The sequence below is a fragment of the Ectothiorhodospira haloalkaliphila ATCC 51935 genome (genome assembly GCF_000633935.1).
GTDB classification, from domain to species: Bacteria; Pseudomonadota; Gammaproteobacteria; order Ectothiorhodospirales; family Ectothiorhodospiraceae; genus Ectothiorhodospira; species Ectothiorhodospira haloalkaliphila.
The window spans coordinates 441,774-455,842 of the sequence record NZ_KK214998.1 but is presented as its reverse complement, the minus strand read 5'-3'; the positions used below and the strand labels follow the sequence as shown (position 1 = coordinate 455,842).

Genomic DNA, 14,069 nt, shown 5'->3' with positions numbered 1-14,069 from the left:
AGGAGAGACAGGACATGATCCCGATTCAGATCCGCCCCGATCAGGTGCTGGATGAGATTTCCACGTTCCAGAAGAAACTCACCACCGGTCTGCAGAACCTGGCCGAGGCCGACGACATCCCCAGTGGCGTCACGCCCAAGGAGGCCATCTATCGCGAAGACAAGCTGACCCTGTACCGTTTCCAGCCCTCCACGTCGAAGGTGCAGAACCCGGTACCGGTGCTGATCGTCTACGCCCTGGTGAACCGCCCCTACATGACCGACCTGCAGGAGAACCGCTCCACGGTGCAGGGCCTGCTGGATGCCGGCATGGATGTATACCTCATCGACTGGGGCTACCCGGACCGGGCCGACCGGTTCCTGACCATGGACGACTATCTAAACGGCTATGTGGATCGCTGCGTGGACGAGATCCGCTGGCGCCATGGCGTCGACAAGGTGAACCTGCTGGGCATCTGCCAGGGTGGCACCTTCAGCCTGTGCTACAGCGCCATGAACCCCGAGAAGGTGCAGAACCTGATCACCATGGTCACTCCGGTGGACTTCCACACCCCGGGCAACATTCTCTCCCACTGGGTGAAGCATGTGGACATCGACACCCTGGTGGACACCATGGGCAACATCCCGGGTGAACTGCTCAACTGGACCTTCCTCAACCTCAAGCCCTACCAGTTGATGGGGCAGAAGTACCTGGACATGGTTGAAGTGCTGCAGGACAAGGACAAGCTGGACAACTTCCTGCGCATGGAGAAGTGGATCTTCGACAGTCCCGACCAGGCCGGTGAGACCTACCGCCAGTTCATCAAGGATTTCTACCAGCAGAACAAGCTGATGAACGGCGGGCTGCACATTGGCGATCACGAGGTGGATCTGGCCAACGTGACCATGCCCGTGCTCAACATCTTCGCCGAGCAGGATCACCTGGTGCCGCCCGACGCCTCCAAGGCCCTGGGCAAGAAGGTGGGCTCCAAGGACTACACCGAGCTGTCCTTCCCCGGTGGCCACATCGGCATCTACGTGAGTGGCAAGGCTCAGAAGATGGTGCCCCCGGCCATCGGCAAGTGGGTGGACGAGCGCACCGAGAAGTAAGCAGGCAAAGCCTGATGAGTGGCAGCACGGGCAACACCCGCGCTGCCACTCAACGTGTTCGCTGAGCCAGATAATCGGCCAGTATGCGAGCATGATCGAAGGCCAGCGGCACCCCTGGTGCCGCTGGATCCACCCACCTGACCGACGCCGCGTCGTCGGCCGCCTCGGGCTCACCCCGGGCACTGGCCAGGTAAACGGCACTGACGGTATGCCCCCTGGGATCCCGCCCGGGATCCGAATACAGCCCCAGCAATCCCTCCAGACTCACCTCAAGGCCTGTTTCCTCCAGGGCCTCGCGGACGGCTGCCTGCTCCACGGTTTCCCCCACATCCACAAAGCCTCCGGGCAAGGCCCAGCCATGGGGTGGATGACGACGCTCGATCAGCAGGATGCGCGCGCCACCATCCTCGCGACGAATGATCAGATCGGCGGCAATCAGCGGTGTGACGGGTCTGGGCATGATGATCTCAGTCCTTGCCAATGAAACGGCGTATATGGCGGCGATCCCGGCGGTCCGGGCGGTGGTCGGTGTGGGGCGTGGCCAGACGTGCCAGACGCCGGGCCTCGGCCTCCTGCTCCCGTGTGGCCCGCCCTTCCGGGGTTTCTTGATACAACTGTTGTGCCTCGGCGGCCGGGCGACGCTTGTCATTGAGCCCCCGCACGTCCACGAGCCAGGTCTCCCCCGAGCGGTTGATGCGCAGGCGATCCCCCACACGCACGCTGCGGGAGGGTTTCACGCGATCGCCATTCACATGCACGCGCCCGCCACTGACCGCCTCGGCGGCCAGGGAACGCGTCTTGAAGAAACGTGCGGCCCAGAGCCATTTATCCAGGCGCACTGAAGTTCCGGGTTCGTTCATGGATTCACCTTTGCGGCTGCTAGACTGTGGTGCCACACCCAAACCCCGTGTTGCCCATGCCCTTGAAACTCATCAGCTTCGACCTCTGCCCCTTCGTGCAACGCAGCATCATCACCCTGCGGTACAAGCAAGCCCCCTACGAGATCGAATACATCGACCTGGAGAGCCCACCCGCCTGGTTCCTGGAGATTTCACCCACGGGCAAGGTGCCGGTACTGGAGGTGGACGGCAACACCCATCTGTTCGAATCGGCCGTGATCAACGAGTACGTGGACGACATCACCCCGCCCAGCCTCAAACCCACCGACCCCCTCACGCTGGCCTTCAATCGAGCCTGGATCGAGTTCGGCTCGGGCGCCATCATCGACCAGTACCGGATCATGATGGCCGAGACCGAACAGGACATGGAAGACCACCTGGCCTCTGCCCTGGCCGGACTGCGCCGCCTTGAGGGGCAGTTGGGGGACGGCCCCTGGTTCAATGGCGCCGACTTCTCCCTGGTGGATGCCGCCTTCGCCCCGCTGCTGATGCGTTACCGCTTGATGAACGCCCGAGAGCCCCTGTTCGAGGAGGACGAGTTCCCACGCATCAAGGCCTGGGCAGAGCAGTTGCTGGCCCTGGATGCCGTTACCGGTTCGGTGCCCGCCGATTTCCCAGAGCGGCTGAGCCGCTATCTGGCCGGCAAGGACGGCTACGGGCCCGAGCGTTTCAGCCACCTCTAGGGGCCATGTCTCGACCCCATCGTCATGACCCGCGGTTCAGGCGGGCCACTCGACGATGTGATCCTCCCAGTCCCCGGTCATGACCTCCTCATCCACGATGCGCCCCCGCACGGAGATCCCGGCAACATGCACGCTGTCAGGATCTCCGGTGATCAACGGGTGCCACTGGGGCAGGGGCTTGCCTTCCGCCAGCAGCCGGTAGGCGCAGGTGTGCGGTAACCAGGGGATCTGCTGCACCTCCCCGGCAGTGAGCGAGACACAGTCGGGCACCTGCCGGGCCCGGTGGGCATAATCCCCACAGCGGCACGAATGCGCATCCAGAAGGCGGCAGGCCACATCCGTGTAGTAGATTTCGTCGGTATCCTCGTCCTGGAGCTTGTGCAGGCAGCAGCGACCACAGCCGTCACACAGGGCTTCCCATTGCTGCGAGTCCATCGCCTCCAGGCTCAACTCCTCCCAGAATCGGTACCCATCCGTCGGCGCAATCATCGCCTTGCTCACGGTAGCGGCCTTTGAAGGGACTCGCCCTCCTCGATGCGGGCACGCAAATCATCGAAATTCCGGGGAGAAATGAAATGCAGGGTATCCCGTCCACGCGCCGTCAACAGGATCGCCACCCCGGTATCGGGATAAAGGTAATACTGGCGCCCATCGTCCATGAGCAGCTTCTGCGGGTCCCGGCCAAAGCGTTCCAGCACGGTCTGTTCGTCATAGCGGGCGCGCGGCACATAGGAGAGTTCGGCCACCGGCAACTCCAGGGCCCGACGGGTGTCCTGTTCCGAAAGCTCCAGTCGACGCGCGCCACTGGGCATGGGCTTGTCGTTCACCGAGCGCGCGACCATGGCGTCCAGGGTGTCCTCATCCGCCATCAGGCGCGCCAGCAGATTGGTCTCGAAGGGGCCCAGCTTCACCGAACCGAAATAGGCCTCCAGACGCCGGTCGCCATTGGGGGAGACGAACAGCCCCAGACTGGGGAAGAGTCTCAGGCGATCGCGCAATTCATTCAGCGGCGTCTGTTCCAGGGTCACGCCGAACACACTCGAATTGCCCCCATCCAGCACTTCCACGTTCCACGGCAACTCATCCTCGCTGGGCTGGGGCGGCGGCCCCGTCAACAGCATGGACAGGCCGAAAAAGGGGATGGCCAGGGCCAGGAAAATCAGGATCTTTCTAAGCATGAGGGGTTAACCGATGGTCAAGGAGAAAAACACGGCAGGCTAGATTATCACCCCCAACCAGGGAACGCAGCGGCCCACAACCCGGTCAGAGTTGGGCAGATGCCTTTGGCTTGCCACTTCAGGAGAATATCGTTCCGGCAACGGCCAACCCAACGGCGGCGCTTGACCGCCGGACGGGCTGCATGGACGCTGTGTATCTTCTATACTTGTTAGTAGGCACGGATGTAACAGCATCAATGCACATTTTTACGAGGAGGCCATGACCGTCTCAATCACATCCGGTTACGCACTGTCGGGAATTCAGTCCGGCATGCAGGGGTTGCGCAGCAATGCAGCCGAGATCGCCAGCGCCGACAATCTCAGCGGCCAGGGCACTCGGGGCGTGGCACAGCCTCTGGTGGAGCAGCGCCTTAACGCCAATCAGGTGGAGGCCTCCGCCAAGGTGCTGCAAACGGAGAACCAGATGCTTGGCACACTGATTGATATGAAGGTCTAGGCAAGAGGTGGATACCATGAACGTCAACATGCCCGCATTCAACCCGGTGATGCCCGCCACCACCAACGCGGTGATGCCGACGCCGACCGACCGCCTGGAAGGCGGTGGCACCGCTGTGGAGATGGAAACCACGCGCCCGGTCTCGGACGCCCGGCAAACCGAACAGGGGAACGCCAACCCGGGGCAGAACACGACTCAGAATCCTCCGGAAGCCACCAATGATCAGGCCGTGGTTGAGCGCAGTGATGCCGAACTCGCAGCCCAGGCCCGCCTGGAGGCGGCTCCTCGCGAAGGCACCCCGACACCTGAAGGTTTCGGGGCGGATCAGGCCGGCCTGAGCCAGGGGGCTGCCAACGAAGCACCTCAGGCTCAGCCCGGTGAGACTCAGGGCGGCCAACGGGGCCCGGACAACGCGGCCGGCCGACCCGATGCTGAACAGATGGCCTCACGACAACAGCAGGAAGATCTGCAAAGAGCTTTCGATGTGGCCAGCACCCAGGCCCAGGGCGCTCAGAGCACCGTGAACGAAATGGTCTGACGGACACCCTCCCCGGCTGGACCGATGGCCGCCCCCGCACATGCGGGTGGCGGCTTTTTTTGTGATACCGTGGGACATCCCCAATCCAGGCTGGAGGCTTCCCCGTACCATGCCGGCAAGCAGCGAACACCCGATCCGGGTCGATGTAAAGAGCACCTATGTGGAATCCCAGTCCGACCCCATGCACGGACGGTTTGTCTTCGCCTACACGGTGACCATCCACAACCAGGGCCAACAACCCGCCAAGCTGATCAGCCGCCACTGGATCATCCACGACTCCAACGGCAAGGTGCAGGAGGTGCGCGGAGAGGGCGTGGTGGGTGAACAACCCCATCTGCAGCCGGGCCAGGGCTTCAAATATACCAGTGGCGCCATGATCGAGACACCGGTGGGCACCATGCAGGGCAGTTACCGGATGGTTGGAGACGATGGTGTGGAGTTCGATGCCCCCATTCCCTCCTTCACCCTGTCGGTCCCTCGCGTATTGCACTGACCCTTGACCCTACTTTAGACAGGGAGATTCACCAGGACTACAATCGGCAAGGTCAAACCCCAACCACAGGCAATCCACATGCGCATTCCATACACCATCTGGGCCCCCATCTACGATCGTGTTGTCGAAAAACCCACTCTCAACGTCCGGCGGCGCAGTCTGGAAAGACTAGGCAACGTGGAGGGTCAAACCATCCTGATTGTCGGCCTTGGCACGGGCCTGGACCTGCCGCACCTACCCCAGGGAGCCGATTACCATGGCCTTGACCTGACCCCCGCGATGCTGAAAAAGGCCGAGGAACGCGCAGCCAACCTGAATCTCTCCATCAACATGCGCCAGGGCAACGCCATGGACCTGCCCTACGAAGATGAAAGTTTCGATGTGGTGATCCTGCACACCATCCTGGCCGTGGTTTCCAAGCCCCATCTGGCCCTGGCCGAAGCCTCCCGGGTGCTCAAGCCTGGCGGCCGCATCCTGATCATGGACAAGTTCCTCAAGCCTGGCGAGAGCGCCCCCTTCCGCCGCCTGCTGGGCCTGGTATCCGGGCCAGTGGCCTCCCGCACCGACGTGGTCTTCGAGTCCCTGATGAAAAAGCGCAAGGAACTCAAGGTTCTGGAAGATAGCCCGGCCATGATGCGCGGCTGGTTCCGGCATATCACCCTGGAAAAACCCGCCACAGGGGAAACCACTCCCGAAACGGCACCTGAGCCCGCCGCGACCCAGGACAATCCGGCCGCGTAATGGCGCTGTATGCCGTCGGCGACCTGCAGGGCTGTCTTGACCCCCTGAAACGCCTCCTGGACCGGGTTGACTTCGACCCGGCCCAGGACCGGCTCTGGCTGGTGGGTGACCTGGTCAATCGGGGACCCGAGTCCCTCGCATGCCTGCGTTTCGTGCGGAACCTGGGCGATGCAGCCGTCAGCGTTCTGGGAAACCATGACCTGCACCTCCTGGCCATCCATGCCGGCCTGCACAAGCCGCGTCGCAAGGACACCGTCCAGTCCATTCTGGACAGCCCGGATCGCGAGGAACTGATGGAATGGCTACGCCACCGGCCGGTCCTCCATCACGACGCCTCATTGGGCTGGACCATGGTGCATGCCGGCCTGCCACCCCAATGGGATCTGGAGACTTCCCTGGCCTGCGCCGATGAGCTCCACCAGGTTTTGCGTGGCCCCGAGCACACCCGACTGCTGCAGCGCATGTACGGCGACCAGCCGGATCGCTGGGATCCCGCCCTCACCGGCTGGTCACGACTCAGATTCATCACCAACAGCTTCACCCGGATGCGCTATTGCACCCGGGATGGCCGCCTGGACATGGACTACAAGGGCGCCCCGGGCAAACAACCTGCGCACCTGGTCCCCTGGCACGCCGTGGAGGGTCGTCTCACCCGCGACCATCGTCTGGTGGTGGGCCACTGGTCCACCCTGGGTTACCGTTTCGAGCACAACGTGCTCTCACTGGATACGGGCTGCATCTGGGGCGGCAAGATGACCCTGGCACGCCTGGATACCCCGGAGCCGGAAGTCAGCCAGCTGCGCTGCCCCACACACCAGCCGCCGGGATGATCCTCCGCATCACCGGTCGGCGCCGTTGCCACTGTCCCCCGACGGGGACAGCCGCCCGGCTGCCTGCTGACCGGCCGTGACCACCTCCGCCACCGCCTGCTCCGCCGTGCGCGCCAGCGTTCGCCGATCCGCGCCCTCCACCGGGATCAACGGCTTGAATACCAGGTCCACTTCCAGTCTTTTCTCCCCCAACACGCGCCAGGTGTGAGGCACCAGCTTGTCATTGTTGACAAAGGGCATGGGCGAGTCGCTGCCGTCAGGCAGGGGGCGGTAATACAGTCCCACCGGCTGCACCGGGCACTGCGAGCGCTGTGCAGCGGAGAACAGGCGATAGTGGAACCGGCGCACCGACTCGCCCACCGTCGTGGTGCCCTCTGGAAAGACATGCACGCTCCCGCCCGCCTTCAGGTGGTCGGTCATCTTGTCCGTCACCTCATTGGCGGCCCCATGCTCCCCACGGCGAATGAACACCGTACCGTTACGCTGCGCCAGCCAGCCGATCACCGGCCACTGCCGCACCTCGGACTTGGAGAGAAACCCGGCGGGCACATGCGCCCCCAGCACAGGAATATCCAGCCAGGACACATGATTGGAGACCGACAGCACCGTCTGCGCAGACGGCTCGCCCTGCACATGGATACGCAAACCCATGATCCGGCAGAAAGCCCGATACCAGAGCAGGATGGCGCGGCGAAATCGGGGCCGGGGCAGGCCCGCCTCGTCAGGCCGCCCCAGGGCCAGGGTGATCAGCACGCCGAGCGGCACGTGGAGCAGGAGGAGCAGGATGCGGTAGAGTCGTCGGATCAGTCTCATGGGCGGCGCTTCAGTGAGGATTTATACTGAATCGTACTAAGGAGACCGCAACCAAAGCCACCATCGACGAGGGGCAACATGACCCGTATCCGCCAGATCCTGCTGCTCGCCGCCTGCCTGGTCATCCTGCCCGCGCTGACCGGCTGTCCCGGTGCATTCACAGAAAGCGCCCCATCCCAGACGACGCCGGTGCGCATGCTCGCCTCGGGGGCCCATTGCGACCATGACCAGCCCGAGCCTCGCCTCCAGATCCTCCGGGATCCTGCTGCCTTGCAACAGGTCCTGGATCATACAGGCCTGCGTATCACGGAGACCGAGCCGCCGGATTTTCAGCGTGAGTCGGCCATACTGATCCACCAGGGCCTCAAGCCCACCCTGGGCTACAGCCTGGAACTGGCCGACACCTCGGTCCGCATGGTCAACGGCGTCGGGCGCCTGCAGGTCCTCAACCGCGAGCCTCCCGCGGACGCCATCGTGGCCCAGGCCCTGAGCAGCCCCTGCCTGCTCCTGGCCATGGAACATCACCCCATGGAATCCCTCCAGATCAGAGACCAGCACGGCACCCTCCTGGACGAAGCCCCCCTCGAACCCTGAAGAGGAACAGTCCTCTTTTCTCCCATTGCTCCGACATGGATTCCGTGGGAGCGGGCCTGCCCGCGAATGGACTCTCGAAGCCCATGCGGCAACCGAACCTTGGTGGGGGGCACTTCCGGGAGCGGGTGTCAGCCGCATGGATGCGGCTGCCAAGCCTACATGGACGTATTCACGGCGTCCCGCGGACGGAGGTGCCCCCCACCAAGGTTCCCCCGGATGCCTGAACCCGGGCACCGCATCCATGCGCGCCCATTCGCGGGCAGGCCCGCTCCCACGGGGGCAACTGTATCGGTCATCGGTTCATGTTAAGATCTTCCCGCTCAAGACCTCCCCGCTCACAGTCCAGAGAGCGTTCCTTTTCTCATGTATCCCACGCACCCCTTCATCGACCCCGTCGCCATCAGCCTCGGGCCGCTGGATATCCACTGGTACGGCCTCATGTATCTGGTGGGCTTCGCAGCCTTCTGGCTGCTGGGCATGGCCAAGGTACGCCAGCCCTGGAGTCCCGTGAACGCCACGCAACTGGGCGATCTGCTCTTCTACGGCGTGATCGGCGTCATCATCGGTGGGCGACTGGGCTACGTGCTGTTCTACAACCTGGAGGCCCTGGCCAGTGATCCCCTGCTGCTGATCCGCCTGTGGGAGGGGGGCATGAGCTTCCATGGAGGGCTGATCGGCGTGCTCGTCGCCAGCGCCCTGTTCGCCCGCAAGCTGGGCGTTTCCTTCTTCCAGCTCACCGACTTTGTGGCCCCGCTGATCCCCATCGGCCTGGGGGCTGGACGCATCGGCAACTGGATAAACGGGGAACTCTGGGGCAAGCCGGCCGAGCTGCCCTGGTCCATGATCTTCCCCGCCGTCGACATGCTGCCCCGCCATCCCTCCCAGCTCTACCAGGCCTTCCTGGAGGGCGTGGTGCTGTTCCTGATCATCTGGCTCTTTGCCCGGCGCTGGCATCCGGTGGGCGCAGTCTCGGGGCTGTTCCTGATCTTCTACGGCCTGTTCCGCTTCCTGGTGGAATTCGTGCGTGAACCCGATGCCCATATCGGCTATCTGGCCTTCGGCTGGGTCACCATGGGTCAGGTACTCAGCCTGCCCATGATCCTGGGCGGTATCGCCATCATGGCCTGGGCCTACCGGGGGTCGAGATGAAACCCTATCTGGACCTGCTCGAACACCTGCTGCACCACGGCACGGAAAAGGGGGATCGCACCGGCACCGGGACCCGCTCCCTGTTCGGCCACCAGATGCGCTTCAACCTGGAGGACGGCTTTCCCCTGATCACCACCAAGAAGCTGCATCTGCGCTCCATCGTCCATGAACTGCTGTGGTTCCTGCGCGGCGACACCCGAACCGACTATCTACGGGAACACGGCGTACGCATCTGGCATGAATGGGCCACCGAGGAAGGTGACCTGGGGCCCATCTACGGGGCCCAGTGGCGCGCCTGGCCCACGCCCGACGGGCGCCATGTGGATCAACTGAAGGAAGTGGTGGAGCAGATCCGCACCCGCCCCGACTCCCGGCGCCTGATCGTCAACGCCTGGAACGTGGCCGATCTGCCGGACGAGGGCATCTCGCCCCAGGACAATGCCCGGGCCGGCCGCATGGCCCTGGCCCCCTGTCACTGCCTGTTCCAGTTCTACGTGGCCGATGGGAAACTGTCCTGCCAGTTGTACCAACGCAGTGCGGACATCTTCCTGGGCGTGCCCTTCAACATCGCCTCCTATGCGCTGCTCACCCATATGGTGGCCCAGGTCACGGGCCTCAAGCCCGGGGACTTCATTCACACCTTCGGCGACGTGCATCTGTACCTGAACCACCTGGAACAGGCCCGGGAGCAACTCACTCGTGCGCCCTACCCCAGGCCCCGAATGGTGCTGAATCCGCAGGTCACCTCGCTGTTCGATTTTTGCTACGAGGACATCACCCTGGAGGGCTATCAGGCCCATCCCCACATCAAGGCAGCGGTGTCCATATGACGATGCAGCAACAGCCCGTTCTGACCTGCGTGGTCGCCATGGATCGCCAGCGCCTGATCGGGGCAGACAACCGCCTGCCCTGGCATCTGCCGGCGGACCTGGCCCATTTCAAGCGCCTTACCCTGGGGGGGACGCTGCTCATGGGGCGGCGCACCTTCGAATCCATCGGCCGCCCCCTGCCCCAGCGGCGCAGCATCGTGCTCAGCCGCGACCCAGGCTTTCAGGCCGAGGGTTGCACGGTGGTGGATTCTGTGGAGGCGGCCCTGGACGCCGCTGGTGATATGCCGGAGGTCTTCGTGATTGGCGGCGCCCGGCTGTTCGAACAGCTGTTGCCCCAATGCGGGCGCCTGCACCTGACCGTGATCGATCACGAATTCCAGGGGGACACCTGGATGCCGGAACTGGACGCGGGCTGGCAGGAGGTCAACCAAGAGGCGCACGAGCCGGATGCGCGCAATGCCTGGCCTTACCGGTTCATCACCCTGGAACGATCCGCAATGGCCCGAGGCTGATCCGTCGCCTCACCGTGCCAGGGCGCGCCCCTCAACGGCGCGCAGCCCCCCGACGCAACATGTCCATCCCGGGCATGGCAAAGATCACCGCAAACAACGCCGCCGCCGCCACCACGATGGACGGGCCCGTGGGGGTATCCCACTCCAGGGAACCCCAGATCCCACCGGCCACCGCCAGCGAGCCGATCACGGCAGCCAGCAGGGCCATCTGCTCGGGAGTGGATGACAGACGACGGGCGGCCGCCGCCGGGATGATCATCAGAGAGGTGATCAGCAGGATACCCACCACCTTCATGGCCACGGCGATCACCAGGGCGATGAGCAGCATGAAACCGATGCTCACCAGGCTCACCCGTACCCCCTCCACCCGGGCCAGATCCTCGTGCACGGTCACCGCCAGCAGCGGACGCCAAAGCACCAGCAGCAACACCAGCGCCAGCAGGCCGCCCCCGAAGATCCACCACACATCGTTCCAGGACACCGCCAGGATGTCACCGAAGAGATAGGCCATCAGGTCGATCCGCACGCCTTCCAGGAAGGAAATGGCCACCAGACCCAGGGACAGGGCGCTGTGAGCCAGGATGCCCAGAAGCGTATCCGAGGCCAGCCTTCGCTGGCGCTGCAACAGCACCAGCAGCATGGCCAGGGATACGCACAGCACAATGACGGTGAGATTCACGCTGATGCCGATGAGAAAGCCCAGGGCCACTCCCAGCAGGGCCGAATGGGCCAGGGTATCGCCGAAATAGGCCATGCGCCGCCAGACCACGAAAGAGCCCAGCGGACCGGCCACCAGGGCCACGGCCAGCCCCCCCAGCAGGGCCCGGAAGATGAAATCGTCCATCAACATTCCTCGTGCTCCTTCACAGCATCCTTGACCACATCTCCATGCAGGTCATGGCGATGATCATGATGATGGGTGTACACCGCCACGCCGGGCGGGACGGAATGCCCGAACAGGCGCAGATAGGCCGGATCCTGACTGACCGCCTCCGGGCGCCCCGTGCAGCACACATGCTGATTCAGGCAGATCACCGAGTCGGCCGCCTCCATCACCAGATGCAGTTCATGGGACACCATCACCACGCCGCAGCCGTAACGATCCCTCAGGGCGGCGATCAACTGAAACACCTCCCCCTGCCCGGACACGTCCACACCCTGGGCCGGTTCATCCAGTGCCAGCAGATGGGGCCGGCGCAGCAGGGCCCGCGCCAGCAGGATCCGCTGCATCTCCCCCCCGGACACCGATTGCACCGGCTGCTCCAGCAGGTGTTCCACCCCCACTTCGGCCAGCACCCGGCGAAGCTCATCCCGAGGCGCCCGGCCGCCCAATGCCATGAAACGCCGCACGGTGATGGGCATCACATCGTCCACCACGATGCGCTGAGGCATGTAGCCGACGCGCAGCCCCGGGCGACGCAGCAGCCGCCCCGCACTGGGGGTCTGCAGCCCCAGCAGGATGCGCAGCAACGTGGTCTTGCCGGCGCCATTGGGGCCGATGATGGTGGTGATCTGCCCGGGCTCCACCGACAGGTCCACATCTTCGAGGACACGCCGCCCGCTGAGCTGCAGGCTGATCCCCCGGGCATCCAGAAGACGGCCCTGCAGGGCTGTTTTTGGCTGAGGCTTCCTGAAAAATTCAAACACTGGATGACAACCGGTTTCCTGCTGACTCGTTATAGTATATCGTTTTCAAGACTGAAGAATGATAGTGTAAATACCATCGGTCTCCCCGTGGGAGCGGCCCTTGGCCGCGAAAGGCCTTTCCGGGCATCCGGCTGCCCGGGCTTGGGCATCAAAGAAAGGGGACGGCCCTTTTTTTGATGCCCAACATCGGCTGCCCGGGTTCTGGCATCGGGGTGAACCTCGACGGGGCCGTGTCTTCGTCCGCGGGACGCCGTGAATTCATCCCTGAAGGCTTGGCAGCCGCATCCATGCGGCTGACACCCGCTCCCGAGGACACGGCCCCGACGAGGTTCGGATACATCCGGGTTTCGCCTGAAAAAAGACAAGAGGAATCAACATGAAACTGTCACGCCTGACGATCTCTGCTGTCCTCGGTGCCCTGTTGATCGGGCCGGTTACGGCCTCTGCCGCCCCCCAGGTGGTGGTGAGCATCCCGCCCATCCATAACCTGGTGAGTGGCGTGATGGATGGCGTCGGGGAACCCACCCTGCTGGTGCCGGCGGGCGCCTCGCCGCACAGCTACAGCATGCGCCCATCGGATCGGCGACAAATGCAATCCGCCGATGTCCTCGTCTGGGTCGGCCCCCACCTGGAAACCTTCCTGGAGCGCCCGATCGCGACCCTGCCAGAGTCGGTCCGAAAAGTCACCCTGCTCAAGGACGCGGATCTGACCGTGCACTCAGGCCGAGAGGGGGGCGTCTGGGAAGCCCATCGCCATGACCATTCCTCCCACGATGGAGATCACGGTCACGACCACGGGCATGAGCATGAGCATCATCACCACGACAACGATCATGGCCACGATGACCACCACGATCACGCCCATGGCGATGAGGGTCATCATGATCATGGTCACTCCCACGGCCATCATGTGGATGCCCACATCTGGCTGAGCCCGGACAATGCCGCCGCCATCGTGCGTCAGGTGGCCCAGGTACTGGCCGACGCGGATCCGGACAATGCCGGTCGCTATGAGGAAAACCGGGATCGGATGCTATCGCGCATGGAGGCCCTGGACGAGGAACTCAAGTCACGGCTGGATCCGGTCAGTGATCGTCCCTTCATCGTCTTTCACGATGCCTACCAGTATTTCGAGAAGCACTACGGCCTCACCCCCGCCGGCTCCATCACCGTGGACCCGTCCCGCAGCCCCGGTGCCCAGCGGGTTCAGGCGCTTCGGGAACGCATCCGCGAATCCGATGCCATCTGCGTGTTCACCGAACCGCAGTTCCGCCCGGCCATCGTGGAAACCCTGACCGAGGGCACCGGGGCCCGGGTGGGTGAGCTGGATCCCCTCGGCGCCCGACTGCCGGCCGGCGAAGAGAGCTATTACCGCCTGCTGGAGAATCTGGCGGACAGCCTCGTGGAATGTCTGAGTCCAGGCCAGTCGTGATGGCTGCCAGAGAGCATTTCAAGCCCAGGAGCATCGGGTTTCCAGTGGGAGTGTAGCGGCATCCGGTGCCTGCTGCTCCGTGCAGACCTCGTGTGTGGGAGCGGACCTGCCCGCGAAAGGGAGCTCCGGAGACAGCGGCATTCGCG

At 63.9% G+C, this 14,069-nt stretch carries 19 protein-coding genes; 12 read left to right on the top strand and 7 right to left on the bottom strand.

The annotated features are described in order from the left end of the window. The first annotated feature begins 14 nt into the window (after positions 1–14). Positions 15–1,088: a class III poly(R)-hydroxyalkanoic acid synthase subunit PhaC gene (locus tag ECTHA_RS0110010; protein ID WP_025282527.1), complete on the top strand. Its 1,074-nt coding sequence runs from the start codon at positions 15–17 to the stop codon at positions 1,086–1,088. A 49-nt stretch (positions 1,089–1,137) separates the two neighbouring features. Here the strand turns inward: ECTHA_RS0110010 and ECTHA_RS17920 are convergent, their stop codons facing one another. After that, a complete protein-coding gene (locus tag ECTHA_RS17920; protein WP_029762614.1) occupies positions 1,138–1,548 on the bottom strand; it encodes an NUDIX domain-containing protein in 411 nt (136 codons plus the stop codon). Between the two features lie 7 nt (positions 1,549–1,555). Beyond that, positions 1,556–1,948, bottom strand: a complete 393-nt coding sequence (locus tag ECTHA_RS0110000) for an RNA-binding S4 domain-containing protein (protein ID WP_026623709.1) — start codon at positions 1,946–1,948, stop codon at positions 1,556–1,558. A gap of 50 nt (positions 1,949–1,998) precedes the next feature. Here ECTHA_RS0110000 and ECTHA_RS0109995 point away from each other — a divergent pair, with 50 nt between their 5' ends. Beyond that, positions 1,999–2,670, top strand: a complete 672-nt coding sequence (locus ECTHA_RS0109995; protein ID WP_025282530.1) for a glutathione S-transferase family protein — start codon at positions 1,999–2,001, stop codon at positions 2,668–2,670. Positions 2,671–2,706: 36 nt separating this feature from the next. Here ECTHA_RS0109995 and ECTHA_RS0109990 read toward each other — a convergent pair whose 3' ends face one another. After that, complete coding sequence (locus ECTHA_RS0109990) at positions 2,707–3,159, bottom strand: YcgN family cysteine cluster protein (RefSeq protein ID WP_025282531.1); 453 nt, start codon at positions 3,157–3,159, stop codon at positions 2,707–2,709. 8 nt (positions 3,160–3,167) lie between these two features. Further along, positions 3,168–3,848, bottom strand: a complete 681-nt coding sequence (locus ECTHA_RS0109985) for a hypothetical protein (protein WP_025282532.1) — start codon at positions 3,846–3,848, stop codon at positions 3,168–3,170. Positions 3,849–4,107: 259 nt separating this feature from the next. On the opposite strand from ECTHA_RS0109985, the gene ECTHA_RS0109980 reads away from it, so the two are divergent. From ECTHA_RS0109980 to ECTHA_RS0109960, 5 genes are all read left to right on the top strand, one after another. Further along, a complete protein-coding gene (locus tag ECTHA_RS0109980; RefSeq protein ID WP_025282533.1) occupies positions 4,108–4,344 on the top strand; it encodes a hypothetical protein in 237 nt (78 codons plus the stop codon). 16 nt (positions 4,345–4,360) lie between these two features. After that, on the top strand, positions 4,361–4,882 hold the full coding sequence (locus ECTHA_RS0109975) for a hypothetical protein (protein WP_025282534.1): 522 nt from the start codon (positions 4,361–4,363) through the stop codon (positions 4,880–4,882). 109 nt (positions 4,883–4,991) lie between these two features. Beyond that, on the top strand, positions 4,992–5,375 hold the full coding sequence (apaG, locus tag ECTHA_RS0109970) for a Co2+/Mg2+ efflux protein ApaG (protein WP_025282535.1): 384 nt from the start codon (positions 4,992–4,994) through the stop codon (positions 5,373–5,375). A 78-nt stretch (positions 5,376–5,453) separates the two neighbouring features. Further along, positions 5,454–6,116, top strand: a complete 663-nt coding sequence (locus ECTHA_RS17915; protein ID WP_084306913.1) for a class I SAM-dependent methyltransferase — start codon at positions 5,454–5,456, stop codon at positions 6,114–6,116. Then, positions 6,116–6,946 (top strand): symmetrical bis(5'-nucleosyl)-tetraphosphatase, encoded by an 831-nt coding sequence (locus tag ECTHA_RS0109960; RefSeq protein WP_025282537.1) that lies wholly within the window; start codon positions 6,116–6,118, stop codon positions 6,944–6,946. Before ECTHA_RS17915 ends, ECTHA_RS0109960 begins: the two co-directional genes overlap by 1 nt. A gap of 9 nt (positions 6,947–6,955) precedes the next feature. Here ECTHA_RS0109960 and ECTHA_RS17910 read toward each other — a convergent pair whose 3' ends face one another. Then, on the bottom strand, positions 6,956–7,759 hold the full coding sequence (locus ECTHA_RS17910) for a lysophospholipid acyltransferase family protein (protein ID WP_084306911.1): 804 nt from the start codon (positions 7,757–7,759) through the stop codon (positions 6,956–6,958). A gap of 78 nt (positions 7,760–7,837) precedes the next feature. Here ECTHA_RS17910 and ECTHA_RS0109950 point away from each other — a divergent pair, with 78 nt between their 5' ends. The 4 genes from ECTHA_RS0109950 to ECTHA_RS0109935 all read left to right on the top strand — a co-directional run bounded on the left by ECTHA_RS0109950 (position 7,838) and on the right by ECTHA_RS0109935 (position 10,844). Then, positions 7,838–8,353, top strand: coding sequence for a protease complex subunit PrcB family protein (locus tag ECTHA_RS0109950; RefSeq protein ID WP_025282539.1), 516 nt, complete (start codon positions 7,838–7,840; stop codon positions 8,351–8,353). A 363-nt stretch (positions 8,354–8,716) separates the two neighbouring features. Then, positions 8,717–9,502, top strand: a complete 786-nt coding sequence (lgt, locus tag ECTHA_RS0109945) for a prolipoprotein diacylglyceryl transferase (RefSeq protein WP_025282540.1) — start codon at positions 8,717–8,719, stop codon at positions 9,500–9,502. Further along, the gene (locus ECTHA_RS0109940; protein ID WP_025282541.1) at positions 9,499–10,332 is read left to right on the top strand and encodes a thymidylate synthase; all 834 of its coding nucleotides are present in this window, start codon (positions 9,499–9,501) and stop codon (positions 10,330–10,332) included. Before lgt ends, ECTHA_RS0109940 begins: the two co-directional genes overlap by 4 nt. Next, positions 10,329–10,844, top strand: a complete 516-nt coding sequence (locus ECTHA_RS0109935) for a dihydrofolate reductase (protein ID WP_025282542.1) — start codon at positions 10,329–10,331, stop codon at positions 10,842–10,844. Before ECTHA_RS0109940 ends, ECTHA_RS0109935 begins: the two co-directional genes overlap by 4 nt. Positions 10,845–10,875: 31 nt before the next feature. On the opposite strand, the gene znuB is transcribed toward ECTHA_RS0109935, so the two are convergent. Both znuB and ECTHA_RS17905 read right to left on the bottom strand, forming a co-directional pair. Then, entirely contained in the window at positions 10,876–11,688 is an 813-nt protein-coding gene (znuB, locus tag ECTHA_RS0109930) for a zinc ABC transporter permease subunit ZnuB (RefSeq protein WP_025282543.1), read from the bottom strand. Next, positions 11,688–12,491, bottom strand: a complete 804-nt coding sequence (locus ECTHA_RS17905) for an ATP-binding cassette domain-containing protein (protein ID WP_025282544.1) — start codon at positions 12,489–12,491, stop codon at positions 11,688–11,690. Before ECTHA_RS17905 ends, znuB begins: the two co-directional genes overlap by 1 nt. 376 nt (positions 12,492–12,867) lie before the next feature. Between ECTHA_RS17905 and ECTHA_RS0109920 the strand changes: the two genes are divergently transcribed. Next, positions 12,868–13,923, top strand: a complete 1,056-nt coding sequence (locus ECTHA_RS0109920) for a zinc ABC transporter substrate-binding protein (RefSeq protein ID WP_025282545.1) — start codon at positions 12,868–12,870, stop codon at positions 13,921–13,923. Positions 13,924–14,069: the final 146 nt, after the last annotated feature.

What these genes read in the sequence shown, in the direction of transcription:
- ECTHA_RS0110010 (WP_025282527.1), top strand. Translation starts at nt 15, where the DNA reads ATGATCCCGATTCAGATCCGCCCCGATCAGGTGCTGGATGAGATTTCC.
- ECTHA_RS17920 (WP_029762614.1), bottom strand. Translation starts at nt 1,548, where the DNA reads ATGCCCAGACCCGTCACACCGCTGATTGCCGCCGATCTGATCATTCGT.
- ECTHA_RS0110000 (WP_026623709.1), bottom strand. Translation starts at nt 1,948, where the DNA reads ATGAACGAACCCGGAACTTCAGTGCGCCTGGATAAATGGCTCTGGGCC.
- ECTHA_RS0109990 (WP_025282531.1), bottom strand. Translation starts at nt 3,159, where the DNA reads ATGATTGCGCCGACGGATGGGTACCGATTCTGGGAGGAGTTGAGCCTG.
- ECTHA_RS0109985 (WP_025282532.1), bottom strand. Translation starts at nt 3,848, where the DNA reads ATGCTTAGAAAGATCCTGATTTTCCTGGCCCTGGCCATCCCCTTTTTC.
- ECTHA_RS0109980 (WP_025282533.1), top strand. Translation starts at nt 4,108, where the DNA reads ATGACCGTCTCAATCACATCCGGTTACGCACTGTCGGGAATTCAGTCC.
- ECTHA_RS0109975 (WP_025282534.1), top strand. Translation starts at nt 4,361, where the DNA reads ATGAACGTCAACATGCCCGCATTCAACCCGGTGATGCCCGCCACCACC.
- apaG (WP_025282535.1), top strand. Translation starts at nt 4,992, where the DNA reads ATGCCGGCAAGCAGCGAACACCCGATCCGGGTCGATGTAAAGAGCACC.
- ECTHA_RS17915 (WP_084306913.1), top strand. Translation starts at nt 5,454, where the DNA reads ATGCGCATTCCATACACCATCTGGGCCCCCATCTACGATCGTGTTGTC.
- ECTHA_RS0109960 (WP_025282537.1), top strand. Translation starts at nt 6,116, where the DNA reads ATGGCGCTGTATGCCGTCGGCGACCTGCAGGGCTGTCTTGACCCCCTG.
- ECTHA_RS17910 (WP_084306911.1), bottom strand. Translation starts at nt 7,759, where the DNA reads ATGAGACTGATCCGACGACTCTACCGCATCCTGCTCCTCCTGCTCCAC.
- ECTHA_RS0109950 (WP_025282539.1), top strand. Translation starts at nt 7,838, where the DNA reads ATGACCCGTATCCGCCAGATCCTGCTGCTCGCCGCCTGCCTGGTCATC.
- lgt (WP_025282540.1), top strand. Translation starts at nt 8,717, where the DNA reads ATGTATCCCACGCACCCCTTCATCGACCCCGTCGCCATCAGCCTCGGG.
- ECTHA_RS0109940 (WP_025282541.1), top strand. Translation starts at nt 9,499, where the DNA reads ATGAAACCCTATCTGGACCTGCTCGAACACCTGCTGCACCACGGCACG.
- ECTHA_RS0109935 (WP_025282542.1), top strand. Translation starts at nt 10,329, where the DNA reads ATGACGATGCAGCAACAGCCCGTTCTGACCTGCGTGGTCGCCATGGAT.
- znuB (WP_025282543.1), bottom strand. Translation starts at nt 11,688, where the DNA reads ATGGACGATTTCATCTTCCGGGCCCTGCTGGGGGGGCTGGCCGTGGCC.
- ECTHA_RS0109920 (WP_025282545.1), top strand. Translation starts at nt 12,868, where the DNA reads ATGAAACTGTCACGCCTGACGATCTCTGCTGTCCTCGGTGCCCTGTTG.